Origin of the sequence: Sagittula sp. P11 (assembly GCF_002814095.1) — a bacterium.
In the GTDB taxonomy this organism is placed as follows: domain Bacteria; phylum Pseudomonadota; class Alphaproteobacteria; order Rhodobacterales; family Rhodobacteraceae; genus Sagittula.
On sequence record NZ_CP021913.1, the window covers coordinates 3,340,451 to 3,358,743 of the forward strand.

The 18,293-nt window shown below is 68.8% G+C and carries 24 protein-coding genes and 1 tRNA gene; 22 read left to right on the plus strand and 3 right to left on the minus strand.

Annotation, left to right across the window (positions count from 1 at the left end):
- Positions 1 to 65 precede the first annotated feature (65 nt).
- The 13 genes from CDO87_RS16185 (at position 66) to CDO87_RS16245 (ending at position 9,299) form a co-directional block, all read left to right on the plus strand.
- Entirely contained in the window at positions 66 to 545 is a 480-nt protein-coding gene (locus tag CDO87_RS16185; protein ID WP_100929733.1) for a UPF0262 family protein, read from the plus strand.
- Position 546: 1 nt separating this feature from the next.
- Positions 547 to 990: a low molecular weight phosphatase family protein gene (locus CDO87_RS16190; RefSeq protein ID WP_005856653.1), complete on the plus strand. Its 444-nt coding sequence runs from the start codon at positions 547 to 549 to the stop codon at positions 988 to 990.
- 79 nt (positions 991 to 1,069) lie between these two features.
- On the plus strand, positions 1,070 to 1,465 hold the full coding sequence (locus CDO87_RS16195) for a ketosteroid isomerase-related protein (RefSeq protein WP_100929734.1): 396 nt from the start codon (positions 1,070 to 1,072) through the stop codon (positions 1,463 to 1,465).
- Positions 1,462 to 2,037, plus strand: a complete 576-nt coding sequence (locus tag CDO87_RS16200; protein WP_100929735.1) for a GNAT family N-acetyltransferase — start codon at positions 1,462 to 1,464, stop codon at positions 2,035 to 2,037. Before CDO87_RS16195 ends, CDO87_RS16200 begins: the two co-directional genes overlap by 4 nt.
- 69 nt (positions 2,038 to 2,106) lie before the next feature.
- The gene (locus CDO87_RS16205) at positions 2,107 to 2,985 is read left to right on the plus strand and encodes a carbon-nitrogen hydrolase family protein (RefSeq protein ID WP_100929736.1); all 879 of its coding nucleotides are present in this window, start codon (positions 2,107 to 2,109) and stop codon (positions 2,983 to 2,985) included.
- 98 nt (positions 2,986 to 3,083) lie between these two features.
- Entirely contained in the window at positions 3,084 to 3,302 is a 219-nt protein-coding gene (gene infA / locus CDO87_RS16210; protein WP_005620785.1) for a translation initiation factor IF-1, read from the plus strand.
- A gap of 153 nt (positions 3,303 to 3,455) precedes the next feature.
- Positions 3,456 to 4,043: a nucleoside triphosphate pyrophosphatase gene (locus CDO87_RS16215; protein WP_100929737.1), complete on the plus strand. Its 588-nt coding sequence runs from the start codon at positions 3,456 to 3,458 to the stop codon at positions 4,041 to 4,043.
- Positions 4,040 to 5,071, plus strand: coding sequence for a ribonuclease E/G (locus CDO87_RS16220; protein ID WP_100929738.1), 1,032 nt, complete (start codon positions 4,040 to 4,042; stop codon positions 5,069 to 5,071). Before CDO87_RS16215 ends, CDO87_RS16220 begins: the two co-directional genes overlap by 4 nt.
- Positions 5,068 to 5,250, plus strand: coding sequence for a DNA gyrase inhibitor YacG (locus CDO87_RS16225; protein WP_100929739.1), 183 nt, complete (start codon positions 5,068 to 5,070; stop codon positions 5,248 to 5,250). Before CDO87_RS16220 ends, CDO87_RS16225 begins: the two co-directional genes overlap by 4 nt.
- Before the next feature lie 189 nt (positions 5,251 to 5,439).
- Positions 5,440 to 6,684, plus strand: a complete 1,245-nt coding sequence (locus tag CDO87_RS16230) for an aminotransferase class V-fold PLP-dependent enzyme (protein ID WP_100929740.1) — start codon at positions 5,440 to 5,442, stop codon at positions 6,682 to 6,684.
- A gap of 100 nt (positions 6,685 to 6,784) precedes the next feature.
- The gene (locus CDO87_RS16235; RefSeq protein ID WP_100929741.1) at positions 6,785 to 7,522 is read left to right on the plus strand and encodes an allophanate hydrolase subunit 1; all 738 of its coding nucleotides are present in this window, start codon (positions 6,785 to 6,787) and stop codon (positions 7,520 to 7,522) included.
- Positions 7,519 to 8,526: a biotin-dependent carboxyltransferase family protein gene (locus tag CDO87_RS16240; protein ID WP_100929742.1), complete on the plus strand. Its 1,008-nt coding sequence runs from the start codon at positions 7,519 to 7,521 to the stop codon at positions 8,524 to 8,526. The genes CDO87_RS16235 and CDO87_RS16240 overlap by 4 nt, the downstream gene beginning before the upstream one ends.
- Positions 8,523 to 9,299, plus strand: a complete 777-nt coding sequence (locus tag CDO87_RS16245; protein ID WP_100929743.1) for a LamB/YcsF family protein — start codon at positions 8,523 to 8,525, stop codon at positions 9,297 to 9,299. Before CDO87_RS16240 ends, CDO87_RS16245 begins: the two co-directional genes overlap by 4 nt.
- A 157-nt stretch (positions 9,300 to 9,456) precedes the next feature.
- Here CDO87_RS16245 and CDO87_RS16250 read toward each other — a convergent pair whose 3' ends face one another.
- Positions 9,457 to 10,473: a zinc ABC transporter substrate-binding protein gene (locus tag CDO87_RS16250; protein WP_100929744.1), complete on the minus strand. Its 1,017-nt coding sequence runs from the start codon at positions 10,471 to 10,473 to the stop codon at positions 9,457 to 9,459.
- Positions 10,474 to 10,574: 101 nt separating this feature from the next.
- On the opposite strand from CDO87_RS16250, the gene CDO87_RS16255 reads away from it, so the two are divergent.
- Genes CDO87_RS16255 through CDO87_RS16265 form a run of 3 tightly spaced genes read left to right on the plus strand, consistent with a single transcriptional unit; the run spans position 10,575 to position 12,639 of the window.
- Positions 10,575 to 11,081, plus strand: a complete 507-nt coding sequence (locus CDO87_RS16255; RefSeq protein WP_100929745.1) for a Fur family transcriptional regulator — start codon at positions 10,575 to 10,577, stop codon at positions 11,079 to 11,081.
- Positions 11,078 to 11,854 (plus strand): metal ABC transporter ATP-binding protein, encoded by a 777-nt coding sequence (locus CDO87_RS16260; RefSeq protein WP_100929746.1) that lies wholly within the window; start codon positions 11,078 to 11,080, stop codon positions 11,852 to 11,854. The genes CDO87_RS16255 and CDO87_RS16260 overlap by 4 nt, the downstream gene beginning before the upstream one ends.
- Positions 11,854 to 12,639, plus strand: coding sequence for a metal ABC transporter permease (locus CDO87_RS16265; RefSeq protein ID WP_100929747.1), 786 nt, complete (start codon positions 11,854 to 11,856; stop codon positions 12,637 to 12,639). The genes CDO87_RS16260 and CDO87_RS16265 overlap by 1 nt, the downstream gene beginning before the upstream one ends.
- Positions 12,640 to 12,659: 20 nt before the next feature.
- Here CDO87_RS16265 and CDO87_RS26825 read toward each other — a convergent pair whose 3' ends face one another.
- Positions 12,660 to 13,613, minus strand: a complete 954-nt coding sequence (locus CDO87_RS26825) for an MBL fold metallo-hydrolase (protein WP_157815020.1) — start codon at positions 13,611 to 13,613, stop codon at positions 12,660 to 12,662.
- A 173-nt stretch (positions 13,614 to 13,786) separates the two neighbouring features.
- Positions 13,787 to 13,870, minus strand: a tRNA-Tyr gene (locus CDO87_RS26830).
- A 107-nt stretch (positions 13,871 to 13,977) separates the two neighbouring features.
- Here CDO87_RS26830 and rlmB point away from each other — a divergent pair.
- From rlmB to CDO87_RS16300, 6 genes are all read left to right on the plus strand, one after another.
- Positions 13,978 to 14,802, plus strand: a complete 825-nt coding sequence (rlmB, locus tag CDO87_RS16275) for a 23S rRNA (guanosine(2251)-2'-O)-methyltransferase RlmB (protein ID WP_254698166.1) — start codon at positions 13,978 to 13,980, stop codon at positions 14,800 to 14,802.
- A gap of 54 nt (positions 14,803 to 14,856) precedes the next feature.
- Positions 14,857 to 15,168, plus strand: coding sequence for a hypothetical protein (locus tag CDO87_RS16280; RefSeq protein WP_100929749.1), 312 nt, complete (start codon positions 14,857 to 14,859; stop codon positions 15,166 to 15,168).
- A 131-nt stretch (positions 15,169 to 15,299) separates the two neighbouring features.
- Complete coding sequence (ribB, locus tag CDO87_RS16285; protein ID WP_100929750.1) at positions 15,300 to 16,427, plus strand: 3,4-dihydroxy-2-butanone-4-phosphate synthase; 1,128 nt, start codon at positions 15,300 to 15,302, stop codon at positions 16,425 to 16,427.
- Positions 16,427 to 16,975 (plus strand): 6,7-dimethyl-8-ribityllumazine synthase, encoded by a 549-nt coding sequence (locus CDO87_RS16290; protein ID WP_100929751.1) that lies wholly within the window; start codon positions 16,427 to 16,429, stop codon positions 16,973 to 16,975. Before ribB ends, CDO87_RS16290 begins: the two co-directional genes overlap by 1 nt.
- The gene (gene nusB, locus CDO87_RS16295) at positions 16,972 to 17,478 is read left to right on the plus strand and encodes a transcription antitermination factor NusB (protein WP_100929752.1); all 507 of its coding nucleotides are present in this window, start codon (positions 16,972 to 16,974) and stop codon (positions 17,476 to 17,478) included. The genes CDO87_RS16290 and nusB overlap by 4 nt, the downstream gene beginning before the upstream one ends.
- Before the next feature lie 334 nt (positions 17,479 to 17,812).
- Positions 17,813 to 18,145, plus strand: coding sequence for a hypothetical protein (locus CDO87_RS16300; RefSeq protein WP_100931001.1), 333 nt, complete (start codon positions 17,813 to 17,815; stop codon positions 18,143 to 18,145).
- Positions 18,146 to 18,293: the final 148 nt, after the last annotated feature.

The following is an 18,293-nucleotide window of genomic DNA, read 5'->3' on the forward strand; positions in this document are numbered from 1 at the left end:
CGCGCCCTTGCCAAAAATGTTAACCGGCTGGTAACGTTTTTGCTGCAGATGCGAAAGACGTCCCAATGACCCATATCGCCCACATCCAGCTTGACGATGCCAACCTGCCCCCTCCGACCCCGGAGATCGAGCAGGAGCGGCGCGTTGCCATGTTCGACCTGATGGAGGAAAACTCCTTCGTCCTGCCACAGCGCGACGACCGCGTGGTTCCCCCGGGGCCCTACAACGTCGCCCTGTCGATCCGCGACAAGCGGCTGGTCTTCCTGGTGATGACCGAGGCCGGAGAGACGGCGGCGGAGTTCCATCTCTCGCTCAGCCCTTTCCGGCAGGTGGTCAAGGACTACTTCGCCATCTGCAAAAGCTACTTCGACGCGGTGAAGACCGCGGCCCCCAGCCAGATCGAAACCATCGACATGGCGCGGCGGGGCATCCATAACGAAGGGGCACGCGTGCTGCAGGAACGCCTGGAGGGCAAGGTGGAGGTGGACGATGCCACCGCCCGGCGGCTCTTCACGCTGGTCTGCGTGCTGCACTTCGGGGGGTGATTTGAAGGACTATCCGCAGTCGGTTCTGTTTTCCTGCGACCACAATGCGGTCCGCTCGCCGATGGCGGAGGGGATCATGAAGAAATTCGTGGGCACCCGGACCTACGTGCAATCCGTCGGCGTGGTCAACGACCTCGAGATCGACGGCTTCGCCATCGCCGTCTGCAAAGAGATCGGCGTCGCGCTGGAACGGCACCGCTCGCGCTCCTTCGAGGAGATGGAACAGATGGGCGAGATGCTGTCGGGCTTCGACATGATCGTCACCATGTCCCCCGCCTCGCAGCGCAAAGCGCTTGAACTGACACGCTATTATCACCTGACCGTGGACTACTGGCCGGTGATGGACCCGACCGGCATCGGCGAGTCGCGCGAACAGAAGCTGAATGCCTACCGCCAGACCCGCGACCAGATCGTGAAGCGTGTGCAGGAGCTCTGGGGCGTCTGACCCTACCGACCGACGGAGGTGTTTTCCACGGCTCCGAAACCGGCTAAGGCGGCCTTCGGAGCGACAGAAGGAGACAGCCATGGGGCGTGAGGTCATCGAGCGGTATTTCGCAGCATTCAACGCGGGCGACACGGAGGGCATGCTGGCCTGCCTCGCCACGGACGTCGAGCATCACGTCAACGAGGGCCAGATCCGCGTCGGCAAGGTGAAGTTCGCGGAATTCTGTGCGCACATGAGCCATTGCTACGAAGAAAACCTGACCGACATGGTGATCTTTGCCAACGACGAGGGCACGCGCGGCGCGGCCGAATACATCGTCAACGGCACCTACAAGGCCACCGATTCCGGCCTGCCGGAGGCCGGGGGACAGACCTACCGTCTGCCCGCCGGGTCGTTCTTCTCGATGAAGGACGGGCATATCACCCGCGTCGTGACCTATTACAACCTCGCCGACTGGGTGCGCCAGGTCTCATGAAGGTCGAGCGGCTGACAGGCGATGCGCTGCAGGCGGCGCTTGGCGATCTGGCACAGCTGAGGATCGCGGTGTTCCGGGCCTTTCCCTATCTCTACGACGGGGATCTCGACTACGAACGCCACTACCTGCGGTCCTACACCGACAACACGCGCGCGGTGCTGGTCGCGGCGCGCGACGGCGACAGGATCGTGGGGGCTGCGACGGGCATGCCGCTGGCCGACCACGCCGACGCCTCGCAGATCTCCGGTCCGCTGCCGCCGGTCGAACGGATCTTCTACTGCGCCGAAAGCGTGCTGCTGCCGGACTACCGCGGGCACGGGCTGGGGCACGCGTTCTTTGACCTGCGGGAGGCGGAGGCGCGGAAACAGGGTTTCGATTTCACCCTGTTCTGCGGCGTCGTTCGGCCCGAAGATCACCCCATGCGCCCGGAAGGCTACCGCCCGCTCGACGGCTTCTGGCGCAAGCGCGGCTACGAGAAGGCAGAGGGTGTGACCGCCACCTTCCACTGGACGGATCTGGGCGACACCGAAGAAAGCCCGCACACGCTTCAGGCCTGGATACGCCGGCTTTGACCCTTGCGGCGCCGTACCGCCCGGGGCAGGGACAGGACCGCACACGTTGCACGAAATGAGGACCACGGAATGAAGATCGCCACCGCCGCCTACAACATGGATTTCCTCGACGACTGGGCCGCTTACGAGGCCAAGCTCGAACGCTGGGTGAGCGATGCGGCGGGCGAGGGCGCGGACCTGCTGGTCTTCCCGGAATACGGCGCGATGGAACTGGCGACGCTGGCCGGGCGCGACGTGGCGATGGACCTTCAGGGGTCGATCCGGGCGGTGTCCGAACGTGTACCGGAGGCGGACGCGCTCCACGCCAAGCTGGCGGAGCGCTACGGCGTGCACATCCTCGCCGCCTCCGCGCCGGTGCAGACGGGCGAGGGGCTGCCGGTCAACCGCGCGCGCTTCTTCGCGCCGGGCGGGGCTATGGCGGCGATCGACAAGCAGATCATGACCCGTTTCGAACGCGAGGAATGGGGGGTGCGCGGCGGCGACCCTCTGGCGGTCTTCGACACGGCGCTGGGGCGGATCGGTGTCCTGATCTGCTACGATTCGGAATTCCCGCTGCTCGCGCGTGCCCTGTCGGAGGCGGAGCTGCTGCTCGTGCCGTCCTGCACCGAGGCGCTGGCCGGCTACTGGCGCGTGCGAATCGGCTCGATGGCGCGGGCGCTGGAACAGCAGTGCATCGTGGCCATGTCCTCCACCGTCGGCACCAGCGACTGGTCCTATGCGGTCGACACCAATTGCGGCGCGGGCGGGGTCTTTGGTCCCCCGGACCGGGGTTTTCCCTCGACAGGCGTGATCGCGGAGGGCAAGCTGAACGCGCCGGGCTGGACCTTTGCGGAGGTGGATCTTTCGGCGGTCGCGGAGGTCCGCCGAGATGGCGTCGTCCTGAACCGCACCCATTGGGCAGAGCAGTCCGGCCGTGACGGCAGGGCGCCTGTAACGCTGTTGAAATGACGCACTGTCAAGATGTGACTTGAAAACCGGGTGGGATCGGACCATATCGTGGTGCGCCTTGCCCTTGCGCAGCAGGGGCGGACCACGAAGGAGAGACCATGGCCAAGGAAGATACGCTCGAATTTCCCGGTGTCGTGAAGGAACTCCTGCCCAATGCGACGTTCCGGGTCGAGCTTGAAAACGGCCATGAGATCATCGCACATACGGCAGGCAAGATGCGCAAGAACCGCATCCGTGTTCTGGCCGGCGACCGGGTCCAGGTGGAAATGACGCCCTACGATCTTACGAAGGGCCGCATCAACTACCGCTTCAAATAAGAAGACGACGAAGATGGACCGCGCTTTCGGCGCGGTCTTTCCTTGTCTGACGCACGGTTTGCGCCGGCGCATCGTGCGGCGCACCCTTTATCATCCTGCCCGCGTGGCGTAGGTCACGGCTGATCTTTGCAGCGACGGTCCCGAAGGCATCACATGACGAAACCCCGCCTCATCCTCGGGTCAGGCTCTCCGCGTCGCCGCGAACTGCTGGCGCAACTCGGCATCGTGGCCGACGACATCCGTCCGCCCGACATCGACGAGGACCCCGCGAAGGGCGAACTGCCGCGCCCCTACTGTGTGCGGCTCGCGCGCGAGAAGGCGCTGGCGATCCCGGCGGAGGACGACGAGATCGTGTTGTCCGCCGACACGACCGTGGCGCTTGGCCGCCGCATCCTCGGCAAGCCGGAGGACGAGAAGGAGGCCGCGGCCTTCCTTGCGCTGCTTTCGGGGCGCCGTCACCGCGTGGTCACCGCCGTGGCCGTCCGCCGCGGCGCCCGTGTGTGGGAGCGTGACGTCGTCACCCAGGTGAAGATGAAGATGCTCTCGAACGAGGAAATGAATGCCTACCTTGCCTCCGGCGACTGGCGTGGCAAGGCGGGCGGTTACGGGATACAAGGACCCGCGGGCGCGCTGATCCCCTGGATCTCCGGCTCTTTCACCGCTGTCGTCGGCCTGCCGCTGGCCGAGACGGCGCATCTGCTGCAAGCTGCGGGCTACCCGCTATACAAGGACGCGCCATGAAGGGACGCACGATCGCTCTGGACACGTGGAACGGCCGGGAGGCCGCCGCGCTGATGGTGGATGGCCGGCTGGAGGACCTCTTCATCGACGGTGACCTGCCGCGTCCCGGGAACCTCTACCGCGCCATCGCGCAACGCCCGATGAAGGGGCAGGGGGGCATGTTCCTCGAAACGCCGGACGGCAATGCCTTCCTGCGTCAGGTGAAGGGCCTGTCGCAGGGCGGACCGATCCTCGTGCAGGTCACGGGTTTCGCAGAGCCGGGCAAGGCGCTGCCGGTCACCTCGAAACTGCTGTTCAAGTCGCGCCATGCCATCGTCACGGCGGACGCGCCCGGCATCAACGTCTCGCGCCAGATTCGCGACGACGACGCGCGCGAGGCGGTGCTGGAACTGGCGCATGACGTGCTGTCGGAGACACCTCTGCCGGAGGGTGCGGGCCTGATCCTGCGCTCGTCCTGCGAGGGGGCGGCCGACGACGCGGTGGCCGAGGACATCCTTGCCATGGCGCAGCTCGCCACGGCGGTGCTGGCGGACGCGACCGGCGGCGCCGAACTGCTGGTCGAGGGCGACGGCCCCCACGCGCTGGCCTGGCGCGAATGGGCGGACCCCGCCGAAGTCGACGATGCCCCTGGAAGTTTCGAACGGCACGGCGTGGACGAGGCGCTCGAGGCGCTGAAGTCGCCGCGCGTGGCGCTGGGGGCCAATGCCTCCATGGTGATCGAACCGACCACCGCGCTGATCGCGGTCGATGTGAACACCGGCGGCGACACCTCTCCGGCGGCGGGGCTGAAGGCGACGATCGCCGCCTTCCGCGACCTGCCGCGCCAGCTGCGGCTCAGGGGCCTCGGCGGACAGGTGGTCGTCGACCCGGCGCCGATGCCGAAGAAGGACCGCCGCCAGGTCGAGAGCGCGCTGAAGGCGGCGCTGAAGAAGGACGCGGTGGAGACCATCGTCGTCGGCTGGACCAACCTCGGGCTGCTGGAACTGCAGCGCAAACGGGACCGGGTGCCGGTCGGGGGGCTGCTGTGAGCTGTCCGATCTGCGGAAGGCCGACGGAGCCCAAAGTCCGGCCCTTCTGTTCGAAGCGCTGCGCCGACGTGGACCTCGCGAAGTGGCTGGGGGGCGGCTACGCCATCCCCTCGGACGATCCGGAGGACCTTGAGGAGGCCGCGCAGGCCGCGGAAGAGGCGCTGCGCAAGCCGCACTGAAAGACGTTTCGCCGCGCTGACGCGCGCCGATCCGCGCCGCCTGCGGCGGCGCCTCGTCCCTGATCCGGCTGGGTGCGCGGGACGGCGGGTGAGGCACAGGTATTTCTGCCAAGATGAAGGGGCGGGTTGCGCCTTTTTCGCCTGACGATGACGCTTCCCTTCGCCGCGCGGCGGGCGTAGTCATCTGGCATGTTCGACGATACGCTCCTTTCCGCCATCCGCGCGCGCTTTGCCCATGTGGACGACTGTCCCTTCACCGGGCCGCGCATTTTCTTCGAGAACGCCGGGGGCGCACTGACGCTGCGCTCCGTGGTGGAAACATCGTCGCGGTTCGCGGCGATTCCCGACAACCAGGGCCGGGACAACCCGGCGTCTAAGGCGTTGGTCGCGGTGATCGACCGGGCGCGGGCCGACGTGCGGCGGTTCTTCAACGCCGAAGGCGGCGCGGTTTTGTTCGGCGAGAGCGGGACGGAACTGCTGTTCCGGGTGATCCGCGACGCCTGCCTCGGTGCCGGGCCCGGGGATGTGCTGGGCTCGACCGTGGAGCATCCGGCGTCGCGCAGCGCGGCGGCGCGATGGGCTGAGGTGGCGGGGCGTCGCCACGTGCTGATCGCCCATGACGATGCCACCGGACAGGTGACGGCAGAGGCCTATGCGGCGGCGGTGACGCCGGAGACCGCGGTGGTGACGATCCTGCACACCTCGCCTGTCACCGGCATGGGCATGGACCTGCCCGCCATCGTGAGCGCGGTGCGGGCCGTGGCGCCGGAGGCGATCGTCATCGTGGACGGCATCCAGCACGCCTGCCACGGGCGGATCGACGTGGCGGCGGCGGGTGTCGATGCCTACGTGATCTCGCCCTACAAGGTCTTCTCGCGCCACGGCTACGGCCTTGCCTGGGCCTCCGACCGGTTGACGGCCATGGCGCATGACAGCCTTGTCGGCGGGCCCGCCGGGAACTGGGAACTGGGCACGCGGGACACCGGCGCTTACGCGACCTTCTCCGACGTGGTGGCCTATTTCGACTGGCTGGGCGGGCAGGTCTCCGACGCCACCGATCCTCGCGGCCGGATCGAGGCGGCGGGGCAGGCGATCCACGACCACGAGGCGGCGCTGACCCGGATGATGATCGAGGGCACCGACAACCTGCGCGGACTGGCGGCCATCGAGGGCGTGCACATCGTGGGCGGGGCGGAGAATCCGGCGCGTGAGGGGCTGGTGAGTTTCTGGAGCGACAGCAAGCCCGCGGCAGAGATCGTCGCGGCGCTGAACGCCGAGGGTATCCGGACCCACACGCGCAAGGCCGACCACTATTCGGGCAACATCCTGACACCGCTTGGGCAGGACAGCTGCGTGCGCGTGTCGCTGGCGCATTACAACAGTCCCGACGAGGTGCGTCGCTTCCTGTCGGTGATCCACGGGATGGGGCTGTAACCCGCTCCGGTGTACCCAAGCCGTCCCAGCGCATGCGTCCGGGATCGTGCCCGGTTCGCGCCCTCTGGACAGCCTGCGCCGGGCATGGTCCCCTTGCGCCATGACTGCTGAGACGACCTTTCCCCGGATCGACCCCGTGGGCCTCGACGGCCTGCTGGTGCGCTTTGCCGACAGCCTGTCGGAGCGGGCCAACCGTGCGGCGCTGGCGTTCCGCGCCGTGCTGGAGCGGGAGACGCCGGATGGTGTCGAGGAATGCGCCACCTCGCTGGTCTCCGCCTTCGTGCGATTCGACCCTCTGGCGCTGGCGCCCGACGTGCTGGAACGCCGTCTGTCGGACCTGCTGGCCACCCGCGACTGGTATGCGGAGGACCTGCCGGAAGGCCGGCGCCTTGTGACCATTCCCACGCTCTACGGCACCGACCTTGCGCCGCAACTGGCGGAGGCCGCGGCCGCCGCGGGCCTGTCGGAGGAGGAGGCGATCCGGTCGCTGTCGGAGGCGGAGGTGCGGGTGACCACCATCGGCTTTGCGCCCGGCCAGCCCTACCTCGGCACCCTGCCAGAGTGCTGGGACATCCCGCGCCAGACCGCGCTGACACCGAAGGTGCCGGTGGGCGCGCTGGTGGTGGCGATCCGGCAGCTTGTGCTGTTCTCCGTCACGACGCCCACCGGCTGGCGGCACGTGGGCCAGACCCATGCGCGGCTGTTCCGGCCCGAGGCCGAGGCGCCCTTCCTGCTGCGTCCCGGCGACGCGGTGCGCTTTCCTGCCGTCGACCGCGCCGCCTTCGAGGCGATGCGCGAGGCGGGCGAGGATGGCATCGCGGTGGAGCCCCTGGCATGAGCGGCGCGCTGGAGGTGGTGCAGGCGGGGCCGGGGCTCAGCCTGCAGGATGCGGGACGGCCCGGCTGGCTGGCGCAGGGTCTGTCGCGCGGCGGGGCCGCCGACCTCGTGGCGCTGTCGGAAGGAGCGGCGCTGCTGGGGCAGGCGCCCGGCGTCGCGCTGGAGATGGCGGGCATGGGCGGGCGTTTCCGCGCCACCTGCGACCTGCGCATCGCGCTGACCGGGGCGCGCATGGCGGCCTCGGTCGATGGCCGAGCGCTGCGCTGGAACGCCTGCTGGCTGCTGCCGGCGGGCGAGACGCTTGAGATCGGGGCGGCGCAGGACGGGGTCTACGGCTATCTGAGCGTTGGCGGCGGTTTCGACCAGCCGGAGGTCCTGGGGTCGCAGGGGGCGCATCTTGCCGCCGGCATCGGACGGGCGCTGGAAGCGGGCGACCGGCTGGCGCTGGGGGACGACGCGGGCGGCGCGACTGGCCTCGGGCTGGAGCCCGTAGCGCGGCTTGGCGGCGGTGTCCTGCGGGTGCTGCCGTCCCTGCAGACGGAGGTCTTCCCGGAGGAGATGCGCACCCGGTTCTGTGCCGAGGCCTTCAAGCGGGACGCGCGCGGCAACCGTATGGGCGTGCGGCTGGTGCCGGAGGGCGAGGGCTATGGCCTCGACGCCGGGGGGCGGATCCTCTCCGAGGTGATCGTCCCTGGCGACATCCAGATCCCCGGCGACGGCGCGCCCTACGTGCTGCTGAGCGAATGCCAGACCACCGGCGGCTATCCGAGGATCGGGACGGTGATCCCGGCGGACCTGCCGCGCATCGCGCAGGCAGCACCGGGGGCGGAGATCCGTTTTCGCTTCGTCACGCGGGACGAGGCGCTGGCGGCAGAGCGGGCGATGCGCGAGGCGCTGAAGGGCCTGCCGAAGAAGATCGCGCCGCTGGTGCGCGACCCGAAAGACATCAACCTGCTGGACCACAACCTGGTCAGCGGCGTGACGGATGGAGAGGTGACACGATGACGTCGGTGGATCTGAACGCGGACATGGGTGAGAGCTTTGGCCCCTGGGTGATGGGGCAGGATGCGGCGCTCTTGGAGGTGGTGACTTCGGCCAACGTGGCCTGCGGAATGCATGCGGGGGACCCGGACGTGATGGCGCGCACAATGGAGGTCGCGCGGGCGCAGGGCGTGGGCATCGGCGCGCATCCGGGGTTTGCCGACCTGCAGGGCTTCGGCCGGCGCCGGATGCACCTGCCGGAGGCGACGCTCCGGCACCTCGTGCAGTACCAGCTTGGGGCGGCGCTGGGGATCGCTCGGGCGGTGGGCGCGGAGGTGCGGCACCTGAAGCTGCACGGCGCGCTGGCCAACATGGCGTCGGAGGACGAGGCCCTGGCCGAGGTCTGCTATGGCGCGGCGCTGGAAGTGGCACCTGAGATCATCGTGATGGTTCTGGCCGCGACGGCGCAGCAGCGCGCGGTCGAGCGGCTGGGGTGCCTCTGGGCCGGAGAGATCTTTGCCGACCGCGCTTACAACGCGGATGCGACGCTGGTCGACCGGTCGCTGCCGGGGGCGGTGATCCACGACCCGGAGCACGCAGCGGAGCGGATCGTGCGCATGGTGCAGGCGGGCGCCATCCTGCCCGAGGAGGGCGAGGCGATCCCGGCGGCGGTGGACACGATCTGCCTGCATGGCGACGGCGCCACGGCCTTGGAGATCGCCCGGGCAGTGCGGGCGGCGTTGGTGGAGGCCGGGATCGAGGTCAGGACCTTCGAGGGGCGGCGCGGGTCGATCTGACGGTTTCGGGACCGGCGCGGGCAGAGGGGGCTCCGCCCCCGCGCGTTCCGCGCCCCCGAGGTATTTTTCGCCAAGATGAAGGGGACTGGCGGGGGGCGGCCCCTGTCATGGGCCCCGGGGCGCCAGTGGGGCGGCCCGGGGTTGGGATGCGTATGCGTTACTGGCTGGCGCAGGCGGCGATGCGGTTCGCGATGTCCTCTACCAATGCGGGGTAAAGGGGCGCGCCTTGCGGCAGGGCGCTGCCCAGCGGGTCGATTTCGGCCTGCGGGATCGTGTCGAGGCCCACGGCGTGCATCAGCCGGGGCGAGGTGCCCGGGTCCGCGAGCGCACAGACCGGCGCGGTTTCGGCGTAGAGCGCCCGCAGTGCGTCGAGCCGCTGTGCGCCCGGTGCGGTGTCGTCGCCGTCTGTGAGCGCGCCGACCACCCGCAGCCCGAAGGCGGCCTCGTAGTATTGCAGGGCGTCGTGGGTCACGGCGAGCGGGCGGTCGCGCACCGGGTCGAGGGCGCTTTGCGCCGTTTCCGTGGCTTCCGCGATGCGCGCCACGCCTGCCTTTGCGTTGGCGTCGTAGGCCTGCGCGTTCTCCGGGTCCTGCGCGGAGAGCGCGGCGGCGATGGCCGAGAGCCAGACGGTGGCGTTTTCCGGGTCGAGCCAGAGGTGCGGGTCGAGGTGGATGTCCTCTTCGTGCATCGCGCCTGCGTGGTCGTCGTCGGCGTGATCGTCACCCGCGTGATCGTCTTCGGTGTGGTCGTCGTGTTCCTCGTCCGCGTGGCCGTGATCGTCGTCTTCGCCGTGGTCATGCGGCTCCAGCCCGCCGTCGCGGAACGGCAGCACGCGGGTTTCCGGGAGGTCGGCGAGGGTCAGGCGCTGCGCGCCCTCTGCCAGCGCCTCGATCTGGCGGGCGATGCCCGGTGTCAGCTCCGGCCCGATCCAGACCACTACGTCCGCCGCTTCGAGCGCGCGGGCCTGGCTCGGTTTCAGCGAGGCGCCATGGGCGGAGGCGCCCGGCGCCACCAGAACTTCCGGCGTGCCGAGATCGCCCAGAACCATCGCGGCAAGGCTGGCGACGGGCGGGATGTCGGTGACGACGCGCGGCACCTCGGCCAGGGCCGGTCCGGCCGCGAGGGTCAGGCACAGGGCGGTTGCGTTGCAGGCGGGAAACAGCGGCAGGCGCATGGCGGCGGTCCTTCTTGTCTTTTGGTTCTCGTGTTGGTATGAGTTATATCATAACACTTCAAGCCAAAAAGAAACCCCCGACGGCACGCAGGAGAACAGGCATGGAAACCAAGGGCTTCGAGCCGCATGACCACACCCAGTGCATTGCCAGCGCGATGGGCGCGGCGGAACATTTGTGCGACGAGCAGGGGCTGCAACTGACCAAGGTGCGCCGCCGCGTGCTGGAGATCCTGCTGGAGAAGCACCGGGCCATGGGCGCCTACGAGGTCCTGGATCACCTGCGCGAGGAGGGGCTCGGCTCGCAGCCGCCGGTGGCCTACCGGGCGCTCGATTTCCTCGTCTCGAACGGGCTGGCGCACCGGATCGAACGGCTGAACGCCTTCATCGCCTGCGTCGCCCCCGGCGAAAGCCACGCCCCCACCTTCCTGATCTGCCGCGGCTGTTCGTCGGTCGCCGAGACACCGGCCTGGCGGGCTGGGCGGGCGCTGCGCAACGTGGCGAGCGAGGTGGGTTTCGAGGTCGAGCGTGTCGCCATCGAGGCCGAGGGTCTCTGCCCGAGTTGCCAAGAGCGGCCCGAGGCGCTGCCCGAGACCGAGGCACAGGCTTGACCGCAGCGCTCATCTGGACGGAGGCTCTGGACGTCGCGCAGGGTGGCCGCGTGGTGCTGGAGCGGGTCTGGTTCAGCATCCACCCCGGCGAGATCGTGACCGTGGTCGGCCCGAACGGGTCCGGCAAGTCGACGCTCCTGCGTGCCCTGATCGGGGCACTGCCTCCGGCGAAGGGACGGATCACCCGGAAACCGGGGCTGCGGGTCGGCTACGTGCCGCAGGGGCTGCGGCTGGATGCGTCGATGCCGATGACCGTGGGCCGCTTCCTGAACCTGCCCCGCAAGGTCCCGGCAGAGGCGCGGCGGCAGGCGCTGGACGAGGCCGGCGCGGGGGACCTGGAGGAGCGCGCGCTGACGGAGCTGTCCGGCGGGCAGTTCCAGCGGGTGCTGCTGGCGCGGGCGCTGCTCGACCGGCCCGAACTGCTGATCCTCGACGAGCCGACCACCGGGCTCGACCAGCCGGGGCAGGCGGCCTTTTATCGCAGGCTGGAAGAGGTGCGGGACAAGCTGGGCTGCGCCGTCCTGATGGTCAGCCACGAGCTGCACGTCGTGATGAGCGCGTCCGACCGGGTGATCTGCGTGAACGGCCACATCTGCTGCGAGGGCCACCCGGAGACGGTGGCGCAGGCCGAGGAATACCGCGCGCTTTTCGGCACCGGCACGCAGGGGGCGCTGGCGCTTTACCGGCATGAGCATTCGCACCGGCACGACGGCTGCGACCACGACCATACGCACGACCACGACCATGCGCACACGCACGAGGGTGCCCACTGATGCTTGACGATTTCCTTGTGCGCGCGGTGCTGGCGGCGGTCGGGGCAGCGCTTGCGGCGGCCCCTCTGGGCGTCTTCGTCGTCTGGCGGCGCATGGCCTATTTCGGCGACGCCACGGCCCATGCGGCCGTTTTGGGCGTCGCGCTCGCACTGGCCATGTCCGCGCCGGTCTTTGCCGGGACGCTGGTGGTGGCGCTGGCCATGGCCCTGACTGTGGCGCGGCTGGCGGGGCGCGGCTATGGCGCCGACATGGTACTGGGCGTGGCCGCCCATGGCGCGCTGGCATTTGGCCTTGTCGCCGTGTCCTTCCTGCAGGGGCCGCGCCTCGACCTCGAAGCCTACCTGTTCGGTGACATCCTCGCGGTGGGCAAGGCCGACCTCGCGGTGATCTGGGGCGGCGGCGCGGTGGTCGCCGTGCTGATCGGCTGGCGCTGGCAGGCGCTGGTGACCTCGACCGTCTCGGAGGATCTGGCCTTTGCCGCCGGCATCGATCCGAAGCGGGAGCGGCTGATCCTCATGCTGGCGCTGGCGCTTGTCGTCGCCGTGGCGCTGAAGGTGGTGGGCGCGCTGCTGATCGGCGCGCTGCTCATCATCCCGGCGGCGGCGGCGCGGCCCTGGTCGCGCACGCCCGAGGTGATGCTGGCCGGAACGGCGGCGCTTGGCGTGCTCTCGGCGCTTGGCGGGCTGTGGGGCGCATGGGTGCTGGACCTGCCCGCGGGGCCTGCGGTGGTCTGCGCGGCGGCCGTGCTGTTCGCGATCAGCGCGGTGGCCGGGGGGCGCCGCTGACGCCACCCCGGCCTGTGCTCTCAGCCATAGGGGAAGGCGCGCGGCACGAAGCGATAGCCTTCCTGCGCCGCCTCGACGTAACCGATCCCGGGGAAGGCGATGTGCATCCCGGCGATCTGAATCCGGTCGGCCGCCGCGCGGGCGAGGATGTCGGCCCGTGTCTGCGCGGCCATGTCGGCGGCGGTGTCGAAGACGATGGTGACCTCGGGGCGGGCGAACTGCACCGGCCCGACATGCACGATGTCGCCCCAGATCAGAAGCTGGCTGCCCTCGCTCTCGAGCATCACGCCGGTATGGCCCAGCGTATGGCCCGGCAGCGGCACCAGCGTGATCCCGTTGCCCAGATCGGCATCCTCGGCGACGACCTCCAGCCGGTCGCCGAAGGCGTCGACGGCGGCCCGCGCCTGGTCGAAGAACGGGTGGAACTGCTCTGGCGCGCCGTTCCGGATCTCGTCGCTGCGCCAGAAGTCGATCTCCGGCTGGCTGACGGTCAGGCCCGCACCTGTGTAGGGGTTGCCGTCCGGCGCGAGGATGCCGCCGATGTGGTCGGGGTGCAGGTGGGTGGCGATGATCCGCCCGATGCTGGCGGGGTCCACGCCGAAGGCCGCCATGTTGGCGCCAAGCTGGCCCAGCCCCGGCCCCATGAGCTGCCCTGTGCCGGTGTCGACAAGGATGCGTTCCTCGCCGAGCTCGATCAGGTAGGCGTTGACGCCGGTCGGATGGCCGTCGCCGTCGATGTAGGCGGCCCGAAGCAGGTTCTGGAAATCCTCAGGGGTGATGCCTTGCAGCGCCTCAGCGGTGATCGGCAGGAAGCCGTCGGAAAAGGCGGTGACGGTCGCGCTTCCGACGGGAAAGCTTTGCGCGACGGCGATGCCGGGGGACCCCGACTGCGCCGCGACCGGCGCGATTCGCAGGCCGGTCAGGGCGCCGGCGGCGGCCAGCAACGAGGTTGTCATGAAAGAGCGGCGGTCCATGGGCGTCCTCCCGTTGGATGCAGGGTGACGCAACGGTGCCCGATCCGCCCCGAGTCGGACAACCGTGAAGTGTGAATGGCCGCGGTTCAGGAATGAATGGCCCGCCCGACTGCGCCGACGCATGCCCGCCCCGGAAAGGGCCTGCAAGAGCGTCGTCATTGTCAGAGTGGAGATGGTGGGCGACCTTGGAATCGAACCAAGCGTGCGTCTCCGCGAGGGAGTTACAGTCCCCTGCCACACCTTGCGGCCTGTCGCCCACCGGGCGTCCGTGAAGGCCAGCGGCCCCGGACGTGGAGGGCTGATTACAACCGGCCCAAAGGGGCGTCAACAGGAAAATCCCTTGGAATTCACCCGGCGCCCGTGCATGAGTGAACGCTCTGCGGGACAGGCTGCGAAGGACGGTGCAGACGACATGGCGAAGAAACCGAAATGGGTGGTCGAGAAGGAACAGGCCAAGCGCGCCTCTGCGGCGGAGACTGTCTGGCTGTTCGGCCATCATGCCGTGCGCGACGCCCTTCTTAACCCGAACCGGGTGAAGCTGCGCCTGATCCTGACCCCCAACGCCGCCGAAAAGCTGGGCGAGGCCGTGGCCGAGGCCGGGATCGAGCCGGAGATCAGCGATCCCCGCCGCTTTGCCGCGCCGCTCGACCCGCAGTCCGTCCACCAGGGCGCGGCGCTCGAGGTCAAGCCGCTGGACTGGGGTAAGCTGGAGGACGTGGCGCTCTCGGGCGAGGGCGCGCTGCGTCTGGTGCTGCTCGACCGGGTGACCGATCCGCACAACGTCGGCGCCATCCTGCGCTCGGCTGAGGTGTTCGGCGCGCAGGCGGTGATCGGCACGCGCCATCACGCCGCACCCGAAACCGGCGCGCTGGCCAAGACGGCGAGCGGCGCGCTGGAACGTCAGCCCTACCTGCGGGAAAGGAACCTCGCCGACACGATCACCGCGCTTCAGGGGATCGGTTACATGGTCCTGGGTCTCGACGGGGAGGCAGAAATGACCATCGAGGAAGCCGTGGAAGGCAAGCGCGACCGGCCCATCGCGCTGGTGCTGGGCGCAGAGGGGCCGGGCCTCCGCCCCAAGACGCGCGAGACGGTGGATGCCCTCGTGAAGATCCCCTTCGCCCGCGATTTCGGCTCGCTCAACGTGTCGAACGCGGCCGCCGTGGCGCTTTACGCCGTGCGGGGCTGACCGCGGGTCCTGACGCGACTTGTCCTGACCCTATGCCGTACTTAGGTCAGGGACATGCCGAACACCAAGATCGCCACCTGCTGCTACTGCGGCACCCGCGCAGCGCTTGTCCTGAAGGGCGAGCGGTCGCATGAACTGGCGTGCTCCTCCTGCGGGGCGCCGCTGCACGACCTGAAGAAGCTGCGCTCCGACGCCGTCCGGCCAGAGGCGCATCGCGTGCCGCAGAAGGGCCGGAAAGGCAAACGCCGCGCGGCGCACTCGCCCTTCGACCTGGTGGAGACGGCGATGCGCAGGACCTCGAAGAAACGCAGGAAGAAGGGGTTCCTGCATGAGGCCTTCGACCTGCTCGACGATATCTTCGACTGACCGCCGCCGGGCCATCGTGCATATTTTCGGGAAAGACCCTGCGTGCCCGCGGGGCGGTGAGGCGCCATAGCCTCTGGCCTTTGGGGCCTCGCTGGATTATCCCGCCACAGACCCGAGTGAGGCGAGACGCTATGACCGATTACGAAAACCCCGGCCCGGTGGAGCAGAACTGGCGCGACGCGATTTCCTCTGTCGAGGAGATCATCGAGGACGCCCGCAACGGTCGGATGTTCATCCTTGTCGACCACGAAGACCGCGAGAACGAGGGCGACCTCGTGATCCCCGCGCAATGGGCGACGCCGGATGCGATCAACTTCATGGCGCTCTACGGGCGCGGGCTGATCTGCCTGGCCCTGACCCCGGAACGCATTGAAGACCTTGGCCTTTCGCTGATGTCGACGAACAACTCGTCGCGGCACGAGACCGCCTTCACCACGTCGATCGAGGCGCGCGAAGGCGTGACCACCGGCATCTCTGCCGCCGACCGGGCGCGCACCGTGCAGGTGGCCATCGACTCCTCGAAGGGGCCGGCGGATATCGCGACCCCGGGGCATGTCTTCCCGTTGCGGGCCAAGCGCGGTGGCGTGCTGGTGCGCGCCGGTCATACGGAGGCGGCCGTGGACGTGTCGCGTCTGGCGGGGCTGAACCCCTCCGGCGTGATCTGCGAGGTCATCAACGACGACGGCACCATGGCGCGCCTGCCGGAACTGATCGCCTTCGGCCAGAAGCACGGCATCAAGATCGGCACCATCAGCGATCTCATCAAGTACCGCCGCCGCAACGACAACCTCGTGAAGGTGCGCACCGAAGAGGTGATCCAGACGGAGTTCGGCGGCGAGTGGACCATGCGGATCTACACCGACGAGACCCACGGCGATGAGCATATCGTATTGGTAAAAGGCGATATTTCCGGCGAGGAGCCGGTGCTGGTCCGGATGCACGCGCTCGACCCCATGCTCGACGTGGTGGGCACCGGGCTGAAGGGACGGGCGGACGAATTCCGCAACGCTATGATGGCCGTGGCCGAGGAAGGGCGCGGCGCCGTCGTGCTGCTGCGCGACACCTCGATGAAGCTGGACGTGGGCGAGGAGGTCTCTCCAAGGACGCTGCGCCAGTACGGTCTTGGCGCGCAGATCCTGTCTTCGCTGGGCCTGTCGAAGCTGGTGCTGCTGACCAATTCGCCGAAGCCGAGGGTGGTGGGCCTGGATGCCTACGGCCTTGAAATCGTTGAAACCCGCAGGATCTCGGAGCTGGGCTGATGGCATCGAACGAAACGCACTACACGCTGCCGCGCGCGGAATTCGACAAGCCGGTGAAGATCGCCATCGTCGTGGCGCCATATTACAAGGACATTGCTGACCAGCTCGTTAAGGGCGCGGTCGCAGAGATCGAGGCCTGCGGCGGCTGGCACGAGATCATAGAGGTGCCCGGCGCGCTGGAGGTTCCCACCGCCATCGGCATCGCGGAACGGATGTCCAGCTTCGACGGCTACGTGGCGCTGGGCTGCGTTATCCGTGGGGAAACAACGCATTACGACACGGTCTGCAACGACTCGTCGCGCGCCCTGACGCTGCTCGGCCTTCAGGGCCTGTGCATCGGCAACGGTATCCTCACGGTCGAGAACTACGATCAGGCGGCGGTCCGGGCCGATTCGGACGGCCAGAACAAGGGCGGCGGCGCAGCGGCGGCAGCCCTTCATCTTATTGCAATCGCACGGAAATTCGGCGGGGCCCGCAAGGGCGTCGGGTTCCGTCCGTCCGGCGGCGAATACGAGATCGCCACGTCCGGGAAAGGTCCAGTCGCATGAGCGAGGCGAACGCGCCCAAACCGCAGCCGGGCAAGCCGTCCGGCAACCAGAAGCGCAAGATGCGCTCCGCCTCGCGGCTCTATGCCGTGCAGGCGCTCTACCAAATGGAACAGTCCGGCACGCCGGTCGACAAGGTCCGCCGCGAGTTCCTCGAATTCCGCTTTGGCGCAGTTGTCGACGAGGACGGGACAGAGATGCTCGACGGGGATGTTTCCCTGTTTTCCCAAGTGCTTGAAGAGGCGCTGCGCTGGCAGGCCAAGGTCGACCAGATGACCGACCGGGCACTTGTGGCGAAGTGGCCCATCGCCCGTATCGACCCGGTGCTGCGCGCGCTTTTCCGCGCGGCGGGGGCGGAACTGGTGGCCACGGACACGCCGCCGAAGGTGGTGATCGTCGAATACGTGGATGTTGCGGTGGCCTTCTACCCGGACGGCAAGGAGGCGAAGTTCGTCAACGCCGTGCTCGACCACATGGCCCGCGAGGCGAAGCCCGAGGCGTTCTGAACGGGGGCGGTCGTTAACACGGCGCGCGCCGGGCTTAACGCGCCGCCGGAGTTCTCCTGCCGCGCAGGATGTGGGGGCGCGTCACGGGCCGGCCACAATCCCGCTACCGGATCTTTACGGATGTGAACGCGCCGGAAGGGGTGAACCGGCCGGTTCGACCCCCTGGTCCGGCCGGTTGTTAACCTTTGGCCGTGACGTTGCGTCGCAAAGGGTTAACGCTGCCTCGGCCCGGCTCCGCGCGGCCCCGTGCCACTCCGGGCGGCTGCGGCGCTGTGCGCTCTTGTTTCGGCCCGCGCATGATGTATCTTGTATCTCGAATGTGATGGAGGGCGCCATGCCGAAACTGATCCGACTCTACATCCTGCAGGTGCTGGCGGGCTTCGGGCTGTCGGCGGTCTTCGTGGGGCTCCTGCTCTGGGCCAACGTGGCGAACCTCTGGCATCTGGTCAGCACCTCGCCGGTGGGCTGGATCGCGGTCGCCATGCTGTTCTTCGCCAACGGCATCGTCTTCGCGGGCGTGCAGTTCGCGATCTCGGTCATGCGCATGGGCGAGGACGACACGCCGGCCGGCGGCAAGCGCCAGCCACGGCTTGTGCGGGAGCCTGCGGTGCTGCGGGTGCCCGCCGGGGAGGCGCGCGCGCAGGGCGGGACCTTCCGTCGCCGCTGAGGTGCCGCGCGCGGGGCAGGGCGCAAAATTTTCGCCGAAAATTTTGAGGGCGCGGGCGGAGAGGCCTGCGCCTTTGTCGTTCTGGCTGTACGGGAAGCACCGGGTGCCGCCGCAAATTCTTCGCCGAAGAATTTGCGGCCGGCCCGAT

Coding starts and splice junctions, on each gene's coding strand:
- CDO87_RS16235 (WP_100929741.1), top strand. CDS start 6,785: ATGACTGCTGAGACGACCTTTCCCCGGATCGACCCCGTGGGCCTCGAC.
- CDO87_RS16300 (WP_100931001.1), top strand. CDS start 17,813: ATGCCGAAACTGATCCGACTCTACATCCTGCAGGTGCTGGCGGGCTTC.
- CDO87_RS16195 (WP_100929734.1), top strand. CDS start 1,070: ATGGGGCGTGAGGTCATCGAGCGGTATTTCGCAGCATTCAACGCGGGC.
- CDO87_RS16230 (WP_100929740.1), top strand. CDS start 5,440: ATGTTCGACGATACGCTCCTTTCCGCCATCCGCGCGCGCTTTGCCCAT.
- nusB (WP_100929752.1), top strand. CDS start 16,972: ATGAGCGAGGCGAACGCGCCCAAACCGCAGCCGGGCAAGCCGTCCGGC.
- CDO87_RS16250 (WP_100929744.1), bottom strand. CDS start 10,473: ATGCGCCTGCCGCTGTTTCCCGCCTGCAACGCAACCGCCCTGTGCCTG.
- CDO87_RS16255 (WP_100929745.1), top strand. CDS start 10,575: ATGGAAACCAAGGGCTTCGAGCCGCATGACCACACCCAGTGCATTGCC.
- CDO87_RS16205 (WP_100929736.1), top strand. CDS start 2,107: ATGAAGATCGCCACCGCCGCCTACAACATGGATTTCCTCGACGACTGG.
- CDO87_RS16265 (WP_100929747.1), top strand. CDS start 11,854: ATGCTTGACGATTTCCTTGTGCGCGCGGTGCTGGCGGCGGTCGGGGCA.
- CDO87_RS16185 (WP_100929733.1), top strand. CDS start 66: ATGACCCATATCGCCCACATCCAGCTTGACGATGCCAACCTGCCCCCT.
- infA (WP_005620785.1), top strand. CDS start 3,084: ATGGCCAAGGAAGATACGCTCGAATTTCCCGGTGTCGTGAAGGAACTC.
- CDO87_RS26825 (WP_157815020.1), bottom strand. CDS start 13,613: ATGGACCGCCGCTCTTTCATGACAACCTCGTTGCTGGCCGCCGCCGGC.
- CDO87_RS16280 (WP_100929749.1), top strand. CDS start 14,857: ATGCCGAACACCAAGATCGCCACCTGCTGCTACTGCGGCACCCGCGCA.
- CDO87_RS16290 (WP_100929751.1), top strand. CDS start 16,427: ATGGCATCGAACGAAACGCACTACACGCTGCCGCGCGCGGAATTCGAC.
- CDO87_RS16240 (WP_100929742.1), top strand. CDS start 7,519: ATGAGCGGCGCGCTGGAGGTGGTGCAGGCGGGGCCGGGGCTCAGCCTG.
- CDO87_RS16200 (WP_100929735.1), top strand. CDS start 1,462: ATGAAGGTCGAGCGGCTGACAGGCGATGCGCTGCAGGCGGCGCTTGGC.
- CDO87_RS16215 (WP_100929737.1), top strand. CDS start 3,456: ATGACGAAACCCCGCCTCATCCTCGGGTCAGGCTCTCCGCGTCGCCGC.
- CDO87_RS16245 (WP_100929743.1), top strand. CDS start 8,523: ATGACGTCGGTGGATCTGAACGCGGACATGGGTGAGAGCTTTGGCCCC.
- CDO87_RS16220 (WP_100929738.1), top strand. CDS start 4,040: ATGAAGGGACGCACGATCGCTCTGGACACGTGGAACGGCCGGGAGGCC.
- ribB (WP_100929750.1), top strand. CDS start 15,300: ATGACCGATTACGAAAACCCCGGCCCGGTGGAGCAGAACTGGCGCGAC.
- rlmB (WP_254698166.1), top strand. CDS start 13,978: ATGAGTGAACGCTCTGCGGGACAGGCTGCGAAGGACGGTGCAGACGAC.